Genomic DNA, 19,071 nt, shown 5'->3' with positions numbered 1-19,071 from the left:
TGCTAAACGCCATAGATGGAAAGCAAAGCCTCGCGTTGATTTTCTTCGCTGAAGTCGCGATTGATGTCATTCAACGCGGCTTGGTAATTTGGGTTATCAGGCTCTCGGCAGAATTTGACAATGTGTGCAGCCATGCTTTGCGGCGTTGCTGCCAAATAAGGAAAGAGCAAGCCATCTGTGGCGCCAATAATGCGCAGAATCATGGGAACTTGCATGCGTGAAGCTTCCAACAGAGTCAGAGGCATGCCTTCCCACGCGGCGGTGTGTAAGTAAAGATCGGCGTTTTCTAATGTTTGCATAAGCTGTGTGTGGGGGATCATGCCCGTGACCTTAACGCCTGCTTGTTTTAATGCTTCTTCACTGTCTGAATCGCCCCCGCCTAGCCAGGTAATAGCGATTTGTTCATGCTCTGGAAACGCCTGCAAATTCTTTATTGTGTCTAATAAAAACTGAGGATCTTTTTGTGCCGATACGCGTCCAACCACCACCAATTGGAACGGTGGACGTTGTTTTGGTGGCGAGTTTTGTGGGTTGGCCACATCGCTACCACTTGAACCTTCACTGAGATTCGCATAGTTATTGAGATGTATGGCACGTGACGCGCCAACCTCAGAGCAAGTTCACACTCTCTGACACTGCAGCCAGCGATGACATCAATGCGAGACAGCGCCAAAGACTCCAAGCGTTTGTAAGCCCGCTGCATCAAGGGGGAAATGTCTTGGCGCTCAAAGGAGTAGCAATGAGGCGTGTAAACCATCTGAGCGTGACCTTTCGGCACAAAACGGCCAAGAAAACCCGCATAGCTTGAATGCAAGTGAATCACATCAGGTTGAAATTCTTTGACGGCGTCGCGAGCGGCTAGATAAAACGTAAACAATCCACCTTCAACGGTTTTCACCTCGGAAAACAGAGACTGAATGGCGGTGCCTGTATCATCTTTTGGGCGAAGCCGAGCAAGCAATATGTGCTTAACAGGATCATTTTTCGACGTGCGGGCATAGCTGCAAAGCGCAGTTTGAATGCCTCCGCCAAACGCTTCGGTAATATGCAGAACCGTTTTCATTACGTGCTCCATTTACGTTTAAAGCGTGAGATTTCTTCTTCGCTGTAAATGGCCTTGTAGATGGGGGCGTCATAAAGGCCAAACAAGCGCTCGAACGGATAGGTTTCTTTGAAGCGCTGATACAGCGCGGAGTACCACTTATTTGAGGCTTCATTGCTTGATTGCAGTGAGAAGTTGGATTGATTTAAAAACTCACCCAGAACCTCAGCAGATTGGTTGATGGCTTCGCATTTAAGCAGTAACACATCACAGCCACCTTGATTGATATGCCAGTGAGTCGGCGTGGGGTCAGTAATATGCGGGAAAACATCAATGCCAAATTGGCGTTTGAGTTCGCGGTCGAACCATTCCGTGAAATAAGTCAAACGCATCTGGTTTTCAAATGCATGGGTCAGGTGTTTGAGCGTCGTGTCCATGTCACCATGAATAGATTCGTTCTTTTTCCCTTCGATGAATTGGATATGTAAATCTTGGAAAAAACGCGACACCACGGTTGCGACGGGATCTCGGACTAATGTGATGATTTTGAGTCGGTCGCGTTTTTTGAGTACACGAAGACGATGAGACAATGTCAGCTTATAGGCGGTATGGACAGGCCAATCAAAGAAACACGCGACATCTTTGGTGTTGCGGTACATTTGAAACTCTTCATTGTCATCAAATGTGTGGATGTGCCAACTGGGAATGCCAGCATGTTCCAGTGATGCCTCAATGGATGATGAGCCGACTTTGCCCATTTGGTAAACCAGAACGAAATCCTTTTCGCGCAGGGTTTGGTCGAAGGCACGTTGGCGCGCGATACTGAACTTCATTACTTTTCCTTATGAATAGCGGCGTCTGAAAGCGGTGTTTTTTGCGTTGCCTGTTGTAAGTACCGATTGTTTTCCGATGTTGTCACTGGTGTCGGCTGGTTGATAACCCGCGTGTTGACGAAAAAGGGGAGCAGGAACATCAACATGATCGTGCTGTTGATCGCCACAAACAGCACCATGGCAAGAATATAGACGGCCATTAAAAACGAGATAGGGTTTTGGTAGCGTTGTTGAAATAGGCGATACATACCCAATAAGAAACCGCCAAACAAAATAGTGAGACCTACCAAGCCATATTCGATCGCGACATCGAGTGCGAAGTTATGGGTGTAGATAGCGAGTTCTTGATTTTGAAAGTAATCAATAATGTGTTCGGGCAGCATTTTAGGTCCGACCCCAAGAATTGGGTTCTCTAGGAAGAGGTCAAAACCATTTGCGAGTAGGAGTTTGCGCCATAATTCGGAATCCCAGCGAGCTTGCTGTTGGTCGGCATAGTAAATATCTAACTGGGTAAACTCGAGATGATTCAATATGGTCGAAAGTCCAAGCAGTGACCATGTGGAGATAAATGCAATGACGACACCAAAAAACAGCATAAAGCCAAAAGCATTAACAGTTTGCTGCGTTCGGAGGTCATGAGAACGACGACAAAAAGCATAATCACAAGCGATCATTAAAGAGACACCAAGGAAGGCTTTGCGCTCGTCAGACATCACCAGTAATACCAGAGATAGCGCGAGGAAAATGTAGCTAAAGCGGATATGGTCACGCATCAAATACAGCAGTAGGCAAGAAAAACCGAACAAGTACTTGGTGTTACCGAGCTTTTTGAAATTCCCGAGGTCGGGAAAGACGATGAAGTGCCATATGGCGGTGTATACAGCACCTGCCAACGCGTAGAGCGCGACGGTAGAAAGAAAGCGAGGCGATGCCAGCAGCCCACTTTGGTGAAGGACACCCAAAAACGCCATAATCGATAGCCATTGAATGACCTCAATAATGACGAACGTTGGGGGGACATGACTAATGATGCCCGCGAGCACGATGTAAACCACAAACAACAAGACGAAACCTGATGCCTTGATGGTTGAATGCAACAGTTGTCCACGAATAGCGGTAAGCCCGATAAACCCCAATGAGGCAATACCCAACAAATCAGCAAGATAAATATCTATGCCTGATACGCTAAGTTTCATTGGGACAAAGAACAGGATGACGGCAGCTGCCGCCAAGTTCTCAAGAGGCTTTACCATTCGCTAACCTCTGTTTTCCATCAACCAACGTTTGGTAAACGTCATAGTACTGTTCGCGAAATGCCGACAAGGTGAAGAGTTGGCAGCGTTCAATCGAACGCTGTGTTGACGCTTGGTATGTGGCTGCATCGCCACACACGTTAGCAATCATGGATGCCAAGGTTTCGCTGTCGCCAACGTCAAACATGTTGGCTTCGCAATCCATCACCTCACGGATGCCAGGCACGCGAGAGGCTAGCACGGGCAGCCCTGCTGCCATGGCTTCAACCGCGGCGAGTCCAAACCCTTCGATGATTGAACTTTGCACGTAAAAATCTAACCCATCGAGAAAGTCAGGAATATCTGAACGAATCCCATGAAAGAACACACGGTCTTCAATACCTAATGACGTCGCGAGTGATTGGTACTCTTCTCGTCGATCACCGTCACCGGCGAAATGCAGTTCGTATCTCTGTGGCAAAAGCGCTAATGCACGGATTAAGGTTGGCTGATCTTTGTAGGGGTGTAGGCGACCGACCATACCGATCCGAATGGGGGCATCCGCCGCAGGAAGCTGTTTTGCTGTTAATGAAAATTTACTTAAATCGACACCATTGAAGACCACTTGATAATGGCTTTTCCACTGAGGAATAAAAGCCTCCAGCTCTTCTTGTACCTGTTGGGTAATGCAGACCGTGGTGTGGTATCGCCAATAAAGGAGATACTCAAACGGTTTCATCCAAATATGATCACGGCGACGATTGTGGCTGTTGTGTTCGGTTTGAACGCGTTTCTTACCAAAGGCCGCTAACGCGAGATAAATCGATGGGAACAAATGCCCGTGAACCACATCAGGCCAGCGCAAAAGCTTCCATTTTGCCTTCAGTGACAATGTATTCCAGGCGTAATAGGTGACACCTTGTGCATCAAGCGTGTCACGAAATTCGTTGGTATCTTCCAACGTGATGATCTTGATTTCATAGCCCGCTGGTGGCGGCGAAACCAAATCAATTAAAAACCGCTGCGCGCCACCGTTCAATGACAAGTCATTGATAATATGTAAAATCTTGACGGTCATCTGTGCATCACTCTCCCTGTCAGCATCCAAAGTCACTGTATTCATGCGTACCTTCCCTGACGCTTACTCGACAGACTTGGTGCCCCATTCTGGGTAGTGGTCACGAATGTAGCGATTCAATGCAATTTCAGCTGCGGTATAGGTGCGGCTTTGTTGCGTGCCGAGCGCGGAATGAATGTCTTCAACCATGCCTGCGGCAACCGTGATGTTACTGAGCCGATCAATAACGATAAACGCGCCTGTTTTACGAATGTCAGAGTAGCGGTCAACCGCGACGGGGGCGTTGAGGTGGATGTCTGCAACCCCAATTTCGTTGAGCGCCAGTTTGTCGGTCGCAAGCGTATTGAAATTATTTATGTCGATCTTATGCGTGATGTCAGTGATCCGTCCGGTGACGTTATGGCTAGCAAATTTGAAGTCATAATCATGCTGTGTTTTTAGCGCATCTTGCGACATCCAGACTAAGCTGGCAGTGACACGGTCAGTTGAAACGGGGGCGGTATCGGCGTGAACCAGCATATCGCCGCGAGAAATATCAATCTCATCAGCAAGCGTCACGGTGATGGCATTGTTCGGGGCAACAGCGTCTAGTTCACCGTCGTAGGTGACGATAGCGCTAACCGTGCTCTTTTGCCCTGAGGGCAGTGCAACGACTTCATCGCCTTGACGTAAAATGCCCGATGAGAGCGTGCCGCAGTAGCCGCGGAAACCATCGTCTGGACGGTTGACGAATTGAACAGGAAAGCGCATTAAATTGAGGTTTTGGTCGCGACTAATTTCAACGCCCTCGAGCATGCCCATCAGTGTCTCACCGGAGTACCAAGGCATGTTTTCGCTCTGACTGACAACGTTGTCTCCCGTCAGTGCGGACAAAGGCACATAGCTAACATCTTGGATGCCGAGCTGTGACGCCATGGCTTGGTAATCAGCCTTGATCGACTCGTAGACTTTCTCGTCGTAATTCACGAGATCCATTTTGTTGATAGCGACAACAACATGGCGAATACCGAGTTTACTGACGATGTAACTGTGACGACGTGTTTGCGTCAGCAAGCCTTTACGGGCGTCGACCATCACAATGGCCAATTCGCAGTTCGATGCACCTGTTGCCATGTTGCGCGTGTACTGCTCGTGACCTGGGCAGTCAGCAATAATGAACTTACGTTTCTCGGTAGAGAAGTAACGATAAGCCACATCAATGGTAATGCCTTGCTCACGCTCAGATTGCAGGCCGTCGACAAGCAATGCGAGGTCGAGTGCATCGCCGGCATTACCGACGCGTGCGTTGTCTTTGTGTAATGTGGAAAGGTGATCTTCGAAGATCAATTTTGTGTCGTAGAGAAGGCGGCCAATTAAGGTTGATTTACCGTCATCGACGCTGCCGCACGTTAATAGGCGCAGCAGGTCTTTGTTTTCATGCTGGTGCAGATATGCTTCGATATCTGAGGCTATCAGTTCAGAGCTGTGGCTCATGAGTCATCCTTATTGCGAATAGCAAATTCCATCTGAGAAGTACCGAGGCTTTTAGAAGTAGCCTTCTCGTTTTTTCTGTTCCATTGAACCTGCCTGATCGTGGTCGATCACTCGCCCTTGACGCTCAGAGGTCTTGGTTAACAGCATTTCCTGAATGATTTCTGGGAGTGTTGCAGCGGTAGACTCAACAGCTCCTGTCAGTGGGTAGCAACCCAAGGTGCGGAAGCGAACCGATTTCATTTCAGGCTTCTCGCCATCTTCAAGCGGCATACGATCGTCATCGACCATGATCAAGGTGCCGTCACGTTCAACCACCGGGCGCTTCTCTGAGAAATAGAGTGGAACGATTTCGATGTTTTCCAGATAGATGTATTGCCAGATATCCAGTTCGGTCCAGTTTGAAAGCGGGAATACACGGATGCTCTCGCCTTTGTTCACTCGGCCGTTGTAGGTATCCCACAACTCTGGGCGTTGGTTTTTAGGATCCCAACGGTGGTGTTTGTCGCGGAACGAATACACACGTTCTTTCGCGCGGCTTTTTTCTTCATCACGACGAGCGCCGCCAAATGCAGCATCAAAACCGTATTGGTTCAGCGCTTGTTTTAAGCCTTGGGTTTTCATGATGTCAGTGTGTTTCGCACTGCCATGCTCGAACGGGCTGATGTTCATGTCCACACCGTCTTGGTTGATGTGAACTTTCAAATCTAATCCGTGCTTTTTGGTGAACGCATCACGGAAGGTAATCATTTCCTTAAACTTCCACGTGGTATCGACATGGAGCAGGGGGAAAGGTGGCTTACCTGGATAAAATGCTTTCAATGCCAAGTGCAGCATTACCGCTGAATCTTTACCGATGGAATAAAGCATCACCGGATTATCGAACTCGGCGGCCACTTCACGAATGATGTGAATGGATTCATTTTCAAGTTGCTTGAGATGGGTTTGGTTTACGGAAATCTTGTCCACCATGAGTGTCCTTTTCTTACGTTGCCAGCGGATAGTGCTGGTGGAACGCTTTGATGAATTCAGGAAGTAAATCTGCGGGCAAATTATTGATGCCAGCGGCCGCTTTTCTTCCACCACCAGTGGGGAATGCCGCGGCAAGTTCATCTGCACCCATGCGTTTATTGAGAGGGGCTCGAATGCTGACTAAGTAGTTACCATCAGCTTTCGCGGTGATCACGGCATTGGCGACATCAGGATCACTGTTCGCCAAATCATTGGAATACACACCACTGATGCGGCGCGCCCACGCTTCATCCGGCAACATGTATACGCGAGAGCCCGCTTGCTCTGAGTAGGGGGCGATGGAGGTGGCCTGCTCACTGTCGCTCATAAAGCCACTTTCAAGGGTGGCGTAAACGTCCGGTCGTTCGGTGATGAAATTCAACGGTGAAGGATAGGGCGCCATCAGTTTGTAAATTTCTGCCGGAGAGAACAGTAAATCGGCGAGGGAAGAACCATAACCATTGTAGTTAAGGTAAGTGCCAAATTGTTTCAGTGTTAGCTTGTCTTGCTCACACAGGCCAGCCTTGTTTGCTAGGGTATCTGCCACCGCAAACAAATTGTCACCATACGCGCCAACGAGCGCCCACTCACGGTATCGTCCGTCGAGTAATTTATCGACGATAAGGCTTGTACAGGTGTTAGCTGCCGTATTGATGTGTGTGGTTAATGCATTGTGCTCAGGGATCTCATCAGGGTTGTGATGGTCGGCGTAAAACACACGCACACCCTGTGATAATAAGTTATCCAAGGCTGCACGGTTTTTTCCCATCGCCACATCTAGCACAGTGACATCTTGGGCGATGGCAGGATCAACTTGCTTGAGCAAGGTAATGTCTCGTTTTACACCTGTGATAAGCACACTGTCTTTGGGTGTAGCCAATCGAAGTTGGAGCAGGGCGCAGATCCCGTCGGCATCGCCGTTAAATACATCAAAACTCGTTTTCATTTTTATTGTGTGTCCTTTTGGCACTGAGGCTCTAGCTGGCTTCAAGTGCTTTATCGCTTTGTTTGTTTGCGTTGTAATATTCGTAATGCAGCTTATATTTTGCATCTGAAAATTTACTTGAGACTTGGTTTAATACCACACCGTCAATGGTAATGTCATGACGTAGCATCTGGGCAACCGCATCGTTGATTTGCTTCTCTGTGGTCGATTCCGCTTTGACGACAAGCATCATGCCGCCAGCCAAGCGTCCGAGGATCAAACTGTCACTCACTACGCTCACTGGCGGCGTGTCGAGAATGATTCGGTCGTAGCTTTGCTTTAGTTCAGAGAGTAGCGCGGCAAACTTCTGTGAGCCTAAAAGCTCTTGCGGGTTAGGTGGTAGCAATCCTGCTGGCAAGATATCCAAAGAAGAGTGGTCATCATGGTAGATACACTCATTCACGGGAGTTCCCATCACTAACGCATTGGTCAAACCTGTTTGGTTGCGAGGCAAACCATAACGCTGCCCTACGGCTGGCATTCGAAGGTCACAATCAATGAGCAGGGTACGCTCCATTTTTGCCAGTGACTGAGCGAGGTTAAGTGCTACCGTCGTTTTTCCCTCAGAAGGGAGAGACGAGGTTACAGACAGCACTTTTCGCTTACTGTTTGTCAGTGTGAGTAGCACGGAAGTGCGTATCGTCCTGACTGATTCACTGAACTGTGTTGCGTCGGGGTCTAGATATAACGTGTGGTCTAATGGCGCATTCTTAAAACGCTTCACCTTCACTTGGGGAATAAAACCTAAATGCTGCAATCCCAGCTTCTCCTCAACATCATCGGGCTTTTCAATGGTATTGCGGTAAGCATCCGCTAAAAGCGCGCCAACAATTCCGAGCAACAAAGCGAATGCGATGCTGATCGCAATTAATTTGCTGGTTTGAGGGCGAAACGGATCTTGTGAAGTTTTAGCTTTGTCGATGAAGCGTGCGATGACCGATTCGAAGTCACTGGTTGCTGTGGTTTCTTTCTGTCGGCTGAGGAATAGATCATACAGTTGGCGACTTGAATCGACATCGAGCTTGAGTGATTCGTACTGGGAGCGTTTTGAACTGATGTTTTGATAGTCTTTTTTCTTGCCATCAAGCGCGGCAATCAGTGACGCCTCTTGCTTACGCGCATTGGTGAGTTCTTTTTCAATGCCTCGGGCCAATTCACCGATCACGGAGTTAGCACGATTGCGCACGGCACTTAGGCGAGCACGTGCTTGAATCATCTTGTCATGCTTTTCACCGTAGCGCTTTGAAAGCTCAGAGACATTTCGCTCAGCATCAATTTCTGCATTTTTGACGTCCCGCACTTGCGGGTGATTCGATATCTCTGGAACGGATAACAAGGCGGCGGAACCCGCACCACTTCCTTGCATGAGCGAGTATAAGCTCTCTGCGGCTACGCGCCTTTCTTTGGCTTCAGCCACTCTGATGGTCAGGCTCGTGAGCTCTGTTCCTGCAAGTTCGTTAATGTTATTGAGTTCAATTAATCCTTCATCTTTCAAATACTGCGTGAGGGCAGCCTCTGAAATATCAAGATTGGCTTTCAGCTCGCCAAGTCTGTCTGTGATCCACCCTGCGGCGGTTTGCGTGGCTACTAACCGCGCTTCTAAGTTGGACTCGATATAGGCTTGGCCCAATGCATTTGCCACGCGTGTTGCAAGCTCTGGATTAACCGAATCAAAGTGCACTCTGACCATTTGTGTGTTGCGAATGGGCTCAATGGTGAGGTGAGATTTGAATTTCCTCAACACCGCTTGGTTAACCGTGTTGCTATCGACAGTTGCTGTCAGTGGCGTTGGTTTGGGCAAAAATGACTGCAAGAATTCAATGTTATGGAGCAATGTCAGCAGCCTATCGCGCCCAGAGGGTTGACCGACTGAGCTGTTAAACTCATAGATCTGCGCAATACCCAACTCGTCGATAACTTTTTCCGACAAAGAGTCAGATTTGAGGATTTCAAACTGGGTTTGGTAGTACTCTTTTTTCGTCGTATCTAGCGCATACACTTCTTCAATGGAGATGGTTTTGCTTGCTTGAGATTCAATCAGCAGCGTTGCAGTCGCTCTGTATTTTGGCGTAATAGAGAGGATAAGCAGTGTTGCAACGAGGGTAAAAACCGTGACAAATACGCCAATTGGAATCCAATAGCGACCGATGACATTGAAGTAACGTCTAAGGTCTAGGCGTGCTTGTCCACTAGCCGGGTTAGGCTCGATAAGTTTCATGCTGATTACTTCCTTTTATTCCCGCAGCGCTAACTAAAAAAAGCTCTGGTCGACCACGATGATGTCGCCGGGTCCAACAGCTTGTGACAGGCCAACGTTTTTTTGAGTGCTTCCATTTTTGGCTTCTGTCTTTTGAATATCATCCCGTGAAGCTCTATCAGTAAAACCGCCAGCAATGGCAATGGCTTTACCAATAGTCAGACCCGGTTGATAGTCATATCCCCCTGGGTGGTGCACTTCACCATTGACATAAAATTTGCGAAATTTAACGACGTTTACGGTTACTTTGGGGTCAATTAAGTAGTCCCCTCTGAGTCCGCTTTCAATAATGCGTTGTAACTGACTGACAGACTTCCCTGCCGCTTCTAGGCGTCCCAAATAGGGATAGTCAAAACGTCCTCGCGTGCTGAGCAAAATCTGCATGGAAAGATCCTCTTCCCCATACACATTAATCGAGATGTAATCCCCATCATCCAGCACATATTGTTCTGTTGTTGCGCCACTTGCGAAAGGCAGAAATAGCGCAATAAGCAACAAAAATCGATGAATCACAGACTTACCTCCATGCCAATAAATAGTCTTGTTTGCTCATAGCTATAACCGACCAAGCTAGAGTCACGTTCAAATCTGCTCGCGCCTACAGAAATATCCCACCAACGTTTAAGGCTATAAACAACCGTGATTTCGTATAACGTATCGTCATCTTTGCGCACGCCGAGCGGGTACTCGTTGGTGCCGTAACGCGCGCTAGCAATTGACTTGAATCGAGGTGTCCATTTGTGTTCCCAATCCAGTTGTATTGAACGATCTTTTACATAGTCAGCATTAATGTTTGGATCTCTCGCGTAATCACGGCCTTCAAGCCCGAAGGTGCTGTAATCCGTCGGAGCCCAACTCATATTGGCTCGCCAAATGAACCCTTGGAAGTCTTCACGCTGTGACGCTTCGAAGTCCTTGTTTTGCACACCGACGAGCAGTTTGCCCTGAGTTTTCCCTGTAATATCCCACTCCAAGCCGCCGTACAGTGCTGAATCTAAGCTATCTCGTGTGATGCCAGAGAATGGCTCTATGTACTCATAATTGCGGTCTTTTAGGCTTGCGACGGCAACGGCATAGAAATAATTTGATACAGCGTAGTAAAACTCACTGCTCAGGTAAGGCTGATTCCAATTAAAATAACGGCTTTCTTGAGTGAGACCATTTCGGATATATGTGACATCGTCATATTCTTTACTTTCATAGCCTGCAACCCCAGCCAATCGTCCCTTCGTGCCTGCTGCACCGTAGGTATAGCGAGCCTTCAAATTATGACGTTGAAAGCGAGTAGGCTCATCAACGGAGAGGCTGAACCCTTCGGTGATCCCCGTCCCCCGAGGCTCATTGGTGATGTTGTAGAGATAATCAATTAAGAGCCGGTTGCGAACATCGAATACAAAGAAACCCTGCCCATGTAATTGATGATCGATGTAGTTGTCATCACTGCTATTGCTGTAGTTGACGGCGTCGAAACCATAATCAAATTGATACGCAGAGCGATTTTTTTTCAATACCGCAGTCACTTTTGGCGAAATAACACTCTCGGGTGAACTCACGGTGTCATCGGTTGTGCGGCGAACATTATCATTATTGCCCGCACTCACTTTTAGTGTAGGCAGAATGTCTATGCCGTTCTCTGTTTGATACGCCAAAGGTTCAACCGCTGCCGCTGACAGTGGAAAAAACAACCCAGCACTAATCCATAAATGACTGCGAATCACGCCCCACTCCTAGTAAGCAGTTTTGCCAATAAAGCCTTTGAATACCGTTGCAATAACAATCTTAATATCCATCCATAGTGACCAGTTTTGGATGTACTCCAGATCGAATTGAACGCGCTTTTCCATTTTATCGAGCGTGTCTGTTTCTCCGCGGTAACCGTTGATTTGTGCCCAGCCAGTAATGCCTGGCTTCACTTTGTGTCGCAGCATGTAGCGATCAACGATGTCCCTGTATTGTTCATTGTGTGCGACGGCATGAGGGCGAGGGCCAACGATCGACATCGATCCTCTTAGCACGTTGAAGAATTGGGGGAGCTCATCCAAAGATGTTCGGCGAATGAAAGCGCCAAAACGAGTGACGCGAGGGTCGTTCTTTGTTGCCTGTTTGACAACATCACCATTGTCTGTGGTCGACATGGAGCGAAACTTCCAGACGTTAATTTTGCGGCCGTCGAGACCATATCGATGTTGCTTAAAGATAATGGGGCCAGGAGATGAGAGCTTCACTCCGATAGCAATAACCACAAGCACCGGAGAGATCATGATCAGAATGAGGAATGACAAAATGATGTCTTCAAGGCGCTTCGACCACGCTGAAAAACCGCTAAACGGGGTGTCATGCACGCTAAGGGTATGAACATGCCCTATCGTCTGCCAGCGACTGTGTAATAGGTTGTAGGTGAAAAAATCAGGTACCAAATACGTGGTAGCTGTGGTGTCAGCAAATTGGTGAAGGTAGCGTGCAATACGATCTTTGGCATGCATTGGCATGGCAATATACACATGTTGAAGCTTACCTTGCTTAGCTTGCTCCAATGCCTCATTCACTTTACCCAGCATTGGGGCGGGTAAGCCCCCTTCAATTCGGTCAACACCCCTGTCTTCATAGAAGCCAACAAGCTTAATGCCCAGAGCTTGGTTGCGCTGAAATTCTTGAGCAAGTTCAATTCCGTTTGCGGTGGTACCGATAATCGCCGCACAACGTGTATTGATACCACGATTACGGAGTTTACTGAGCGCAATGCGCGCGAGGAAGCGCCAAAGAACAAGCCCAATAGCGCCAAATACAAACCACATTGTCATGACGACGCGAGAAAATTCAATGCCGCGCTGAGTGAAGAAAAAGTACGCAACCAAAGCTAGGCAAGCACCGCACCATGGGATCAGAGTTGCTGCCACTTGGCCTTGGAAGTTACTAATACGCCAGGAACGATAGAGGTGTGAACTTTCAGCAAATAACAAATAGCAAATTGATATCAGTGTGGCGAGCAATAAGCTGTCATCGCTAATTGCTCCTAAATATAAGAGGCTTGCTAAAACCAGTGAACCGCCGATGACCGCAAGATCGCAAAGTCTATAAATGATCGCGGATTCGGTTCCGTGTGTGCGAATTTTTCTGCTGTCCATAAAATTAGAGCTCATATTTTTTTGTGATCTCAATCGAGGGATCACTTTTTTGTTTCTTACTATTAAAAGTAAACTACGCTATCCAAGCTTGCTAGCTTCTCGAAAAAATGGTTCGCCTCCATAGGGCGCGTTACTTTAGTAATATGAGGTAAGTAGAGCAGTCCGCGAGCAAAGAAAGAAGATGAAGTTTGTCGGATTTTTTCTTGCAACCTTAATGTCGCTAGAAAATCATGCATCGAAAGTCTTGCAAACTAGTGCCAAGTATGGGTTCTTAAAAGTGATTTGCTTCACGTTTTTTTTCGTATTACGTGTGAATGCAGAAGCCGAGCCCAAAGATTTCTACAAGGGGACTCATTCTTTGTTAATCGTCGTTTAGCCACCTCTAATCCATAAGTGCGACTTAAGAATTAGAGGTGACTGTGCTGATCACTCTTCACGAAATGCGCGATTTAAGCTTTCGGTAAGTGGTTTGGCCAAATATTCGATGGGAGTACGGGGCTCGGTGAGTAACATCACCTCCGCCTGCATGCCAGGATATAACGCAATGCCATTTAGTAGCTCTGTGACATTGTCGATGAGCTCTACTCTGGCAAGGTAATAGGCTAAGCCGGATTGCTCATCGACCAATCTATCCGCTGAAATGGTAAGTAGTTCGCCGTCTAGAGGCTTAATGCTGCGCATGCTTAACGCAGTGAGGCGGATTTGCGCTTTCATCCCAGCTCTAACCTGATCAATGTCAGAAGGGTCGACTCTGGCTTCAATAACAAGGCTTTCGTTATTCGGAACAATATCGAGCAATGGCTGACCGGGCGATATGACACCTTCCTCAGAGAACACTTGCAGATTTAGCACTGTCCCCGACAGTGGCGCGACAATTTTGGTTCGGTTGAGGATGTCTTTTGCTGATGCGACTTGCTCATCGAGTTCGTAACGTTCTTGTCGAGTTTCTCTTAGCTGCTCGACCACTTCTTTGATTCGTTCCAACTCTTGTTCTTTAATTTGAGCTTGGCTCTCTGCGACATTCTGGGCCAGGCGACTGGCGTTAGACTGCAGTTGGCTGATGGTGCTTAGGATCTGACTTTCTTCACGCTCTAAGCGCAATACCTGCGTTTTACTCACATATCCTTTTTCTGCCAACTGGCGATTACCATCAATTTCTTCACCAATGATCGACAAGCGGCGTTTTTCTATCTCAAGACGCTTTTTTTGACCATCTAGCTCAGCTTGATTTTGTGCTAATTGTGTTTTGATGACTTCTTGTTGGGAGGCATAAAAATCATTCCGCGCTTTGAAGATTCGTCGTTGGTTTGTCAGAATTTCTTCTACACGTGAATCCTGTGTGTTGGACGCTAACTGCTCGGGAAAGGTAATTGAATCAAGGTTATCTCGCTCGGCGATCAAACGCGCTTCCCGTGCTAGGGCATTACGTTGACGGCTATTGTATTGCTCCAGTTGACCGTTAGCTTGTGTGTTATCAAGCAGGATAAGTGTTTCACCTTTCTTTACATTCGCCCCTTCGGTCACCACGATTTTGTCGATGATACCGCCTTCAAGGTGTTGAACCGTTTTGCGTTGGCTGTCTACGGTCACAATGCCAGGAGCAATAGAAGCACCTTCTAGTGGGCTGAATACAGCCCAAACGCCGAATGTGCCAAAAAACACGGCGATGACACCAAAGCCAAATAAGGCAAGCTGTCGAATAGCGGGAATAGCCATTATTTTTGCCCTCCCTTAGATGAGAGCGCGGCGCTTTGTTCTAGCAAAGGCTTAAGCACTTCATCGCGCTCACCGAATGCTCGAACCTGACTGTCTTGCAGTACGAGTAATTTGTCCATGGATTGCATCATGCTGGGTCTATGTCCTACCAAAATAACGGTCGCCTTACGGGTTTTTAAGTAGGCGATAGCGCGTTGTAGCGCGACCTCTCCGACGCCGTCTAGATTGGCGTTTGCCTCATCAAGGATTACGAGGCTGGGGTCGCCATATAGTGCGCGGGCGAGCGCAACGCGCTGGCGTTCGCCGCCAGAAAGGCCTAAACCTCGTTCACCCACGACTGTGTCGTAGCCTTGTCGTTGGCGCAGAATGAGCTCATGACAACCGGCCAGTTTCGCGGCTTGGATGACGAGTTCAGGCTCGCCTTCGGACATTCGAGCGATATTTTGTCTGATGGTGCCCGGGAACAGCTCAACATCTTGGGGTAAATAGCCACAGTGAGGGCCTAAGTCATCAGGGTCCCACTTCGCGACATCCATATTGTCCAAGCGTATTGTTCCAGCGTTCGCGGTTAGGTTTCCAAGCATCAACCGTGCGAGCGTTGATTTGCCTGTGCCTGATGGACCAATGATGCCTAAGGCTTCACCGGCGTTAATTTTGAATGTGATGCCATGCAACACGGGCTCAGGTTGCCCTGGGTGAAAGTAGGTAACCTTCTCTACGGATAGAGTTCCTTGAGGTTTTGGTAAGGGCATAGATTTTGCGCGTTCTGGAAACGCGGGTATTTGTTCTTTTAGGCGCTGGTAGCTTTGTCTTGCTGAAATCGCCGTTCCCCATGCACTGATTGACTGCTCGACAGGTGCAAGTGCTCTCGCCATGAGGATTGAGCCAGCAATCATGGCCCCCGCTGTTAGCTCTCCTTCAATCACCAGCCATGCCCCCACTCCTAGCATCGCGATTTGCAGCAACATTCTTATAAATTTTGAAGTCGCGGTAAGGAGGGCGCCTTTTGAGTTTGCTGTGACTTGGCTATCAACGCTTTTGTTGTTCAATTCAGACCAATTTCGAATGAAATTAGGCATGATGCCCATCGCTTCAATGGCGTCAGCATTTCTTGCCGCCGACTCGGCTTGCTGCATGGCTAAGATCGCCGACTCGTTGGCTGTTTTGTGCGCTTTTCTGGTCATTGCATCGTTAAGAATGGCAATACAAAATAGGACAATCGCGCCTGCTGTTGCGATGATGCCAAGTATGGGGTGGAGCAGGAATATGAACCCAAGAAAAACAGGTGTCCATGGCGCATCCAACGCTGGAATCACCGCATTACCGCCAATAAATGCTCGAATCGCGGCAATGTCTCTTAAGCTTTGCACGGAAGCTGATAGCCCCTGTCGTAGTTGCAAAGCGATGCTGCCACTGAGTATTTCCGGCGATAAGCTTTGGTCAAACCATGCCCCAATTCTTACCATGATACGGGTACGCACATTCTCCAATATTGCCATGGTGAGCAGCGCGAAGATTGTGATAGCGGTAAGTAGAACTAGCGTATCAATGGAGCGAGAACTAATGACACGATCGTAAATTTGAAGCATGTAGAGCGGTACACTCAACACTAATATGTTGATGATAAAGCTGAATGCAATCACAAACAGCAGCGCTTTCTTACATTGCTCGATGGTCGTTTGAAGTTGTTTTTCTGTAGAAAGTGACATGTCTTATCCATTGACGTTGGATCATTGGGTTGTTGATACAGCAACCAAGCAACGACACAAATGATCCTTAAAAAAGGCAATCAGTTCATACGCTGATTGCCTTGAGTATAGCTTGGTTACGTTAGACGATATGAAAGTCGTCAGCAGAGAGATCTCCAGTAGAAACATTGTTCAAAATGACGCTTGAACCATCGGCAAGATCAATTACCGTGTTATTTCCAACTTGAGTCAGTGCAAGAGAAGCAAAATCAGTATCTCCCGTTGCACGAATGAATATCGTGTCGATACCCGCTTCAAAGTCTACGATGCGGTCGTCGCCAGTTTGGTTGCCGAGGATATTGTCGAACATGAACGTGTCTGCACCGCTCCCCCCAAACAAAAAGTCATCACCAGTGCCACTGATCAACGTGTCATCACCAGCTCCGCCGTAAAGTTTGTTGGAACCTGAGTTTCCTGCAATCGTGTCGTTGCCCGTGCCGCCGAGGATATAGTCATTGCCGACACCGCCGTAAAGCATGTCTTCACCGCTTCCGCCGCGGATGAGGTCATCGCCGCTTCCGCCTCTGACAACATCGTTACCTTTACCGCCAATGATGAAATCGTCACCTTTGCCGCCAAAGATTGTGTCATCACCGCCAAAACCGATGATGCGATCGTCACCATCTAAGCCGAAGATAAGATCTTCGTTGTTGGTTCCATCCAATACATCAGAGCCTATAGATCCATTAATGTCCGTCATTACAACTTCCTTATATTTAGTGTTGTGAACTCTTTCTTCTGAGAGTTGCCGTTGTTTGTCTTGATAACTGTCATCGTTAAGCTGACAAAGCTCGGCGGATAACACTTTGACTGAGTTGACATAAAAAGGGTGTCTCACTAGTGAGCGATGACATGAAATAACGCGCAGACTCTAAAGGGGGAGGTGATGTTAATGGGGGAATTAAATAGGCAACAAGCTGAGCGCTTATTGCCTATGGGTCTTTGCTATAGGATCTGTGTTAAGGGAGCTTTGTTAAAGCAATCGCTTTAAACGATGTGGAAATCGTCAGCAGTAAGATCAGTGGCTGTAATGCCGTTTAGGATGAAGCTTGAGCCGTCAGCCAAATCCACTAAGGTATTGCTTCCGACTTGAGTGAGAGACAGTGAATCGAAATCGGTATCACCCGTTGCTCTGATAAAGATCGAGTCAATACCCACTTCAAAGTCAACGATACGATCATTGCCTGTTTGGTTGCCCAGAATGTTATCGAATCGGAATGTATCAGCACCAGACCCGCCAAACATGAAGTCGTTGCCACTGCCGCTCGTTAGCCAGTCGTCACCAGACCCACCAAATAGCGTGTCATTGCCTGACACGGCATACAACTTGTCATTGCCTGTGCCGCCTAAGACGACATCGTTGCCTTTACCACCTAACAGGATGTCATCACCACTGCCGCCAGCGACACGATCATCACCTTCACCACCAGCAACGCGATCGTTACCAGCACCGCCGGTGATTCTGTCGTCGCCACGACCACCCCAAACAAAGTCATCGCCGCCAAAGCCGACGATAGCGTCATCATCACGGTAACTGACGATTATTTCGCCATCATTTGAACCGTATAGTGTATCTATAAAGTCAGTACCAAAAACATTAGCCATAATGCTAACCCTCTATTATTGAATATACCTAAGTCTTAAAACGAATAGATGGGATGCGTACATCGACACTGAACTTGCAGTAACGCACCTGAGCAAACTGCAACGAAGCAAGCATTTATGAGTAATAATTAGGAACGGCTTGCGACGTTTTTGCGCATAACATTATGAAGTGAAAATAAAAGGGATATCGTCTCGTTTATGAATTAACACGAGGGAATGTAAACGGACTGGTCATTGCGTATTGTCTCAGCCTTGGTAATCAAGGCCGATGACAGAGAGGTTGTTTTTGGCCCAAAAAACAGCTTGAACACGGTTTTTGACATTTATCTTTTTGAAAATATTATATAAGTGCGATTTGACTGTATGTTCCGATACAAACAGGCCATCTGCAATTTCGCTGTTTGACGCGCCAGTAACCAACTTACGCAGTATCTGCTGTTCACGATTGGTTAAGCAGATTTCAGAGTAGTCAATCGTGTTGCTATTGTTCTGCTGATAGTAGTGAATCAATTCCGCCAGTTTCTGCCTTGGTAACCAATACTCGCCTGAGAGCATTTTTTCGATACCATGGCAAAGGTGCTCAAGATCATCTTCTTTTCTAAACACCCCTTTAATAAACGGCCAACTGGCCAGCTCTTTTGCAGATAAGTCATGTGCGTTGAAAAGCGCAAAAACATGCTGCTCGCTAAATGGAGAGAGACTTTGCTTTACGAAATTGACGGTGTCGCCTTCAAAAGCACTCAAGTCGATCAAGACCAGTCCTGATGAGGTTGCTAGATCTTCACTGATCCCCTGCTTCTCGACTAAAGACACACTACTTTTAATTTCTTTCTCCAAGCATGAAATCAACGCAGTGATCGTCATGCTTGGCTCCGAAACGAGAAGAATCGTGTATTTATCAGAGGTGGTCTCAATGGTTTGCATGTGTATCCCTAAATGCTTTTGATGAAGATATTGCGCTTTTGTTTA

At 47.5% G+C, this 19,071-nt stretch carries 15 protein-coding genes and 1 pseudogene; all 16 read right to left on the bottom strand.

Annotated features, from left to right (window positions below; translation table 11 throughout):
* Positions 1-2 precede the first annotated feature (2 nt).
* The 16 genes and pseudogenes from Q365_RS25570 to Q365_RS0109700 all read right to left on the bottom strand — a co-directional run bounded on the left by Q365_RS25570 (position 3) and on the right by Q365_RS0109700 (position 19,026).
* Positions 3-1,063, bottom strand: a pseudogene (locus Q365_RS25570) (glycosyltransferase family 4 protein).
* Entirely contained in the window at positions 1,063-1,875 is an 813-nt protein-coding gene (locus Q365_RS0109775; protein WP_028023180.1) for a putative capsular polysaccharide synthesis family protein, read from the bottom strand. Before Q365_RS0109775 ends, Q365_RS25570 begins: the two are co-directional and overlap by 1 nt.
* The gene (locus Q365_RS0109770) at positions 1,875-3,128 is read right to left on the bottom strand and encodes an O-antigen ligase family protein (RefSeq protein ID WP_028023179.1); all 1,254 of its coding nucleotides are present in this window, start codon (positions 3,126-3,128) and stop codon (positions 1,875-1,877) included. The genes Q365_RS0109775 and Q365_RS0109770 overlap by 1 nt, the downstream gene beginning before the upstream one ends.
* Entirely contained in the window at positions 3,112-4,185 is a 1,074-nt protein-coding gene (locus Q365_RS0109765) for a glycosyltransferase (protein WP_028023178.1), read from the bottom strand. The genes Q365_RS0109770 and Q365_RS0109765 overlap by 17 nt, the downstream gene beginning before the upstream one ends.
* 63 nt (positions 4,186-4,248) lie before the next feature.
* Positions 4,249-5,658 (bottom strand): sulfate adenylyltransferase subunit CysN, encoded by a 1,410-nt coding sequence (gene cysN / locus Q365_RS0109760; protein ID WP_028023177.1) that lies wholly within the window; start codon positions 5,656-5,658, stop codon positions 4,249-4,251.
* A 51-nt stretch (positions 5,659-5,709) separates the two neighbouring features.
* Positions 5,710-6,627 carry a sulfate adenylyltransferase subunit CysD gene (cysD, locus tag Q365_RS0109755; protein WP_028023176.1) on the bottom strand — a complete coding sequence of 306 codons (918 nt, stop codon included), beginning with the start codon at positions 6,625-6,627 and terminating at the stop codon, positions 5,710-5,712.
* 13 nt (positions 6,628-6,640) lie between these two features.
* Positions 6,641-7,612, bottom strand: a complete 972-nt coding sequence (locus tag Q365_RS0109750) for a DHH family phosphoesterase (RefSeq protein WP_028023175.1) — start codon at positions 7,610-7,612, stop codon at positions 6,641-6,643.
* Between the two features lie 31 nt (positions 7,613-7,643).
* A complete protein-coding gene (locus Q365_RS0109745; RefSeq protein WP_028023174.1) occupies positions 7,644-9,869 on the bottom strand; it encodes a GumC family protein in 2,226 nt (741 codons plus the stop codon).
* Between the two features lie 33 nt (positions 9,870-9,902).
* Complete coding sequence (locus Q365_RS0109740; protein WP_028023173.1) at positions 9,903-10,421, bottom strand: polysaccharide biosynthesis/export family protein; 519 nt, start codon at positions 10,419-10,421, stop codon at positions 9,903-9,905.
* Positions 10,418-11,626 (bottom strand): outer membrane beta-barrel protein, encoded by a 1,209-nt coding sequence (locus tag Q365_RS0109735; RefSeq protein WP_028023172.1) that lies wholly within the window; start codon positions 11,624-11,626, stop codon positions 10,418-10,420. Before Q365_RS0109735 ends, Q365_RS0109740 begins: the two co-directional genes overlap by 4 nt.
* Before the next feature lie 9 nt (positions 11,627-11,635).
* Positions 11,636-13,033, bottom strand: coding sequence for an undecaprenyl-phosphate glucose phosphotransferase (locus tag Q365_RS0109730; protein ID WP_028023171.1), 1,398 nt, complete (start codon positions 13,031-13,033; stop codon positions 11,636-11,638).
* Positions 13,034-13,459: 426 nt separating this feature from the next.
* Complete coding sequence (locus Q365_RS0109720; RefSeq protein WP_028023169.1) at positions 13,460-14,749, bottom strand: HlyD family type I secretion periplasmic adaptor subunit; 1,290 nt, start codon at positions 14,747-14,749, stop codon at positions 13,460-13,462.
* Positions 14,749-16,458 (bottom strand): type I secretion system permease/ATPase, encoded by a 1,710-nt coding sequence (locus Q365_RS0109715; RefSeq protein WP_028023168.1) that lies wholly within the window; start codon positions 16,456-16,458, stop codon positions 14,749-14,751. Before Q365_RS0109715 ends, Q365_RS0109720 begins: the two co-directional genes overlap by 1 nt.
* A gap of 121 nt (positions 16,459-16,579) precedes the next feature.
* Positions 16,580-17,197 (bottom strand): calcium-binding protein, encoded by a 618-nt coding sequence (locus Q365_RS0109710; RefSeq protein WP_028023167.1) that lies wholly within the window; start codon positions 17,195-17,197, stop codon positions 16,580-16,582.
* Between the two features lie 287 nt (positions 17,198-17,484).
* On the bottom strand, positions 17,485-18,102 hold the full coding sequence (locus tag Q365_RS0109705; RefSeq protein ID WP_028023166.1) for a calcium-binding protein: 618 nt from the start codon (positions 18,100-18,102) through the stop codon (positions 17,485-17,487).
* Positions 18,103-18,348: 246 nt separating this feature from the next.
* Entirely contained in the window at positions 18,349-19,026 is a 678-nt protein-coding gene (locus tag Q365_RS0109700) for a LuxR C-terminal-related transcriptional regulator (RefSeq protein WP_028023165.1), read from the bottom strand.
* Positions 19,027-19,071 lie beyond the last annotated feature (45 nt).

Origin of the sequence: Enterovibrio calviensis DSM 14347 (assembly GCF_000621165.1) — a bacterium.
Taxonomy (GTDB): Bacteria; Pseudomonadota; Gammaproteobacteria; order Enterobacterales; family Vibrionaceae; genus Enterovibrio; species Enterovibrio calviensis.
Note: the sequence above shows the minus strand (reverse complement) of the source record. Positions and strands in the feature narration are given on the sequence as shown.

Bases quoted from the DNA above. Each gene is read 5' to 3' on its own strand.
- cysN (WP_028023177.1), bottom strand. From the start codon at position 5,658: ATGAGCCACAGCTCTGAACTGATAGCCTCAGATATCGAAGCATATCTG.
- Q365_RS0109765 (WP_028023178.1), bottom strand. From the start codon at position 4,185: ATGACCGTCAAGATTTTACATATTATCAATGACTTGTCATTGAACGGT.
- Q365_RS0109770 (WP_028023179.1), bottom strand. From the start codon at position 3,128: ATGGTAAAGCCTCTTGAGAACTTGGCGGCAGCTGCCGTCATCCTGTTC.
- Q365_RS0109705 (WP_028023166.1), bottom strand. From the start codon at position 18,102: ATGGCTAATGTTTTTGGTACTGACTTTATAGATACACTATACGGTTCA.
- cysD (WP_028023176.1), bottom strand. From the start codon at position 6,627: ATGGTGGACAAGATTTCCGTAAACCAAACCCATCTCAAGCAACTTGAA.
- Q365_RS0109715 (WP_028023168.1), bottom strand. From the start codon at position 16,458: ATGTCACTTTCTACAGAAAAACAACTTCAAACGACCATCGAGCAATGT.
- Q365_RS0109720 (WP_028023169.1), bottom strand. From the start codon at position 14,749: ATGGCTATTCCCGCTATTCGACAGCTTGCCTTATTTGGCTTTGGTGTC.
- Q365_RS0109710 (WP_028023167.1), bottom strand. From the start codon at position 17,197: ATGACGGACATTAATGGATCTATAGGCTCTGATGTATTGGATGGAACC.
- Q365_RS0109775 (WP_028023180.1), bottom strand. From the start codon at position 1,875: ATGAAGTTCAGTATCGCGCGCCAACGTGCCTTCGACCAAACCCTGCGC.
- Q365_RS0109700 (WP_028023165.1), bottom strand. From the start codon at position 19,026: ATGCAAACCATTGAGACCACCTCTGATAAATACACGATTCTTCTCGTT.
- Q365_RS0109750 (WP_028023175.1), bottom strand. From the start codon at position 7,612: ATGAAAACGAGTTTTGATGTATTTAACGGCGATGCCGACGGGATCTGC.
- Q365_RS0109745 (WP_028023174.1), bottom strand. From the start codon at position 9,869: ATGAAACTTATCGAGCCTAACCCGGCTAGTGGACAAGCACGCCTAGAC.
- Q365_RS0109730 (WP_028023171.1), bottom strand. From the start codon at position 13,033: ATGGACAGCAGAAAAATTCGCACACACGGAACCGAATCCGCGATCATT.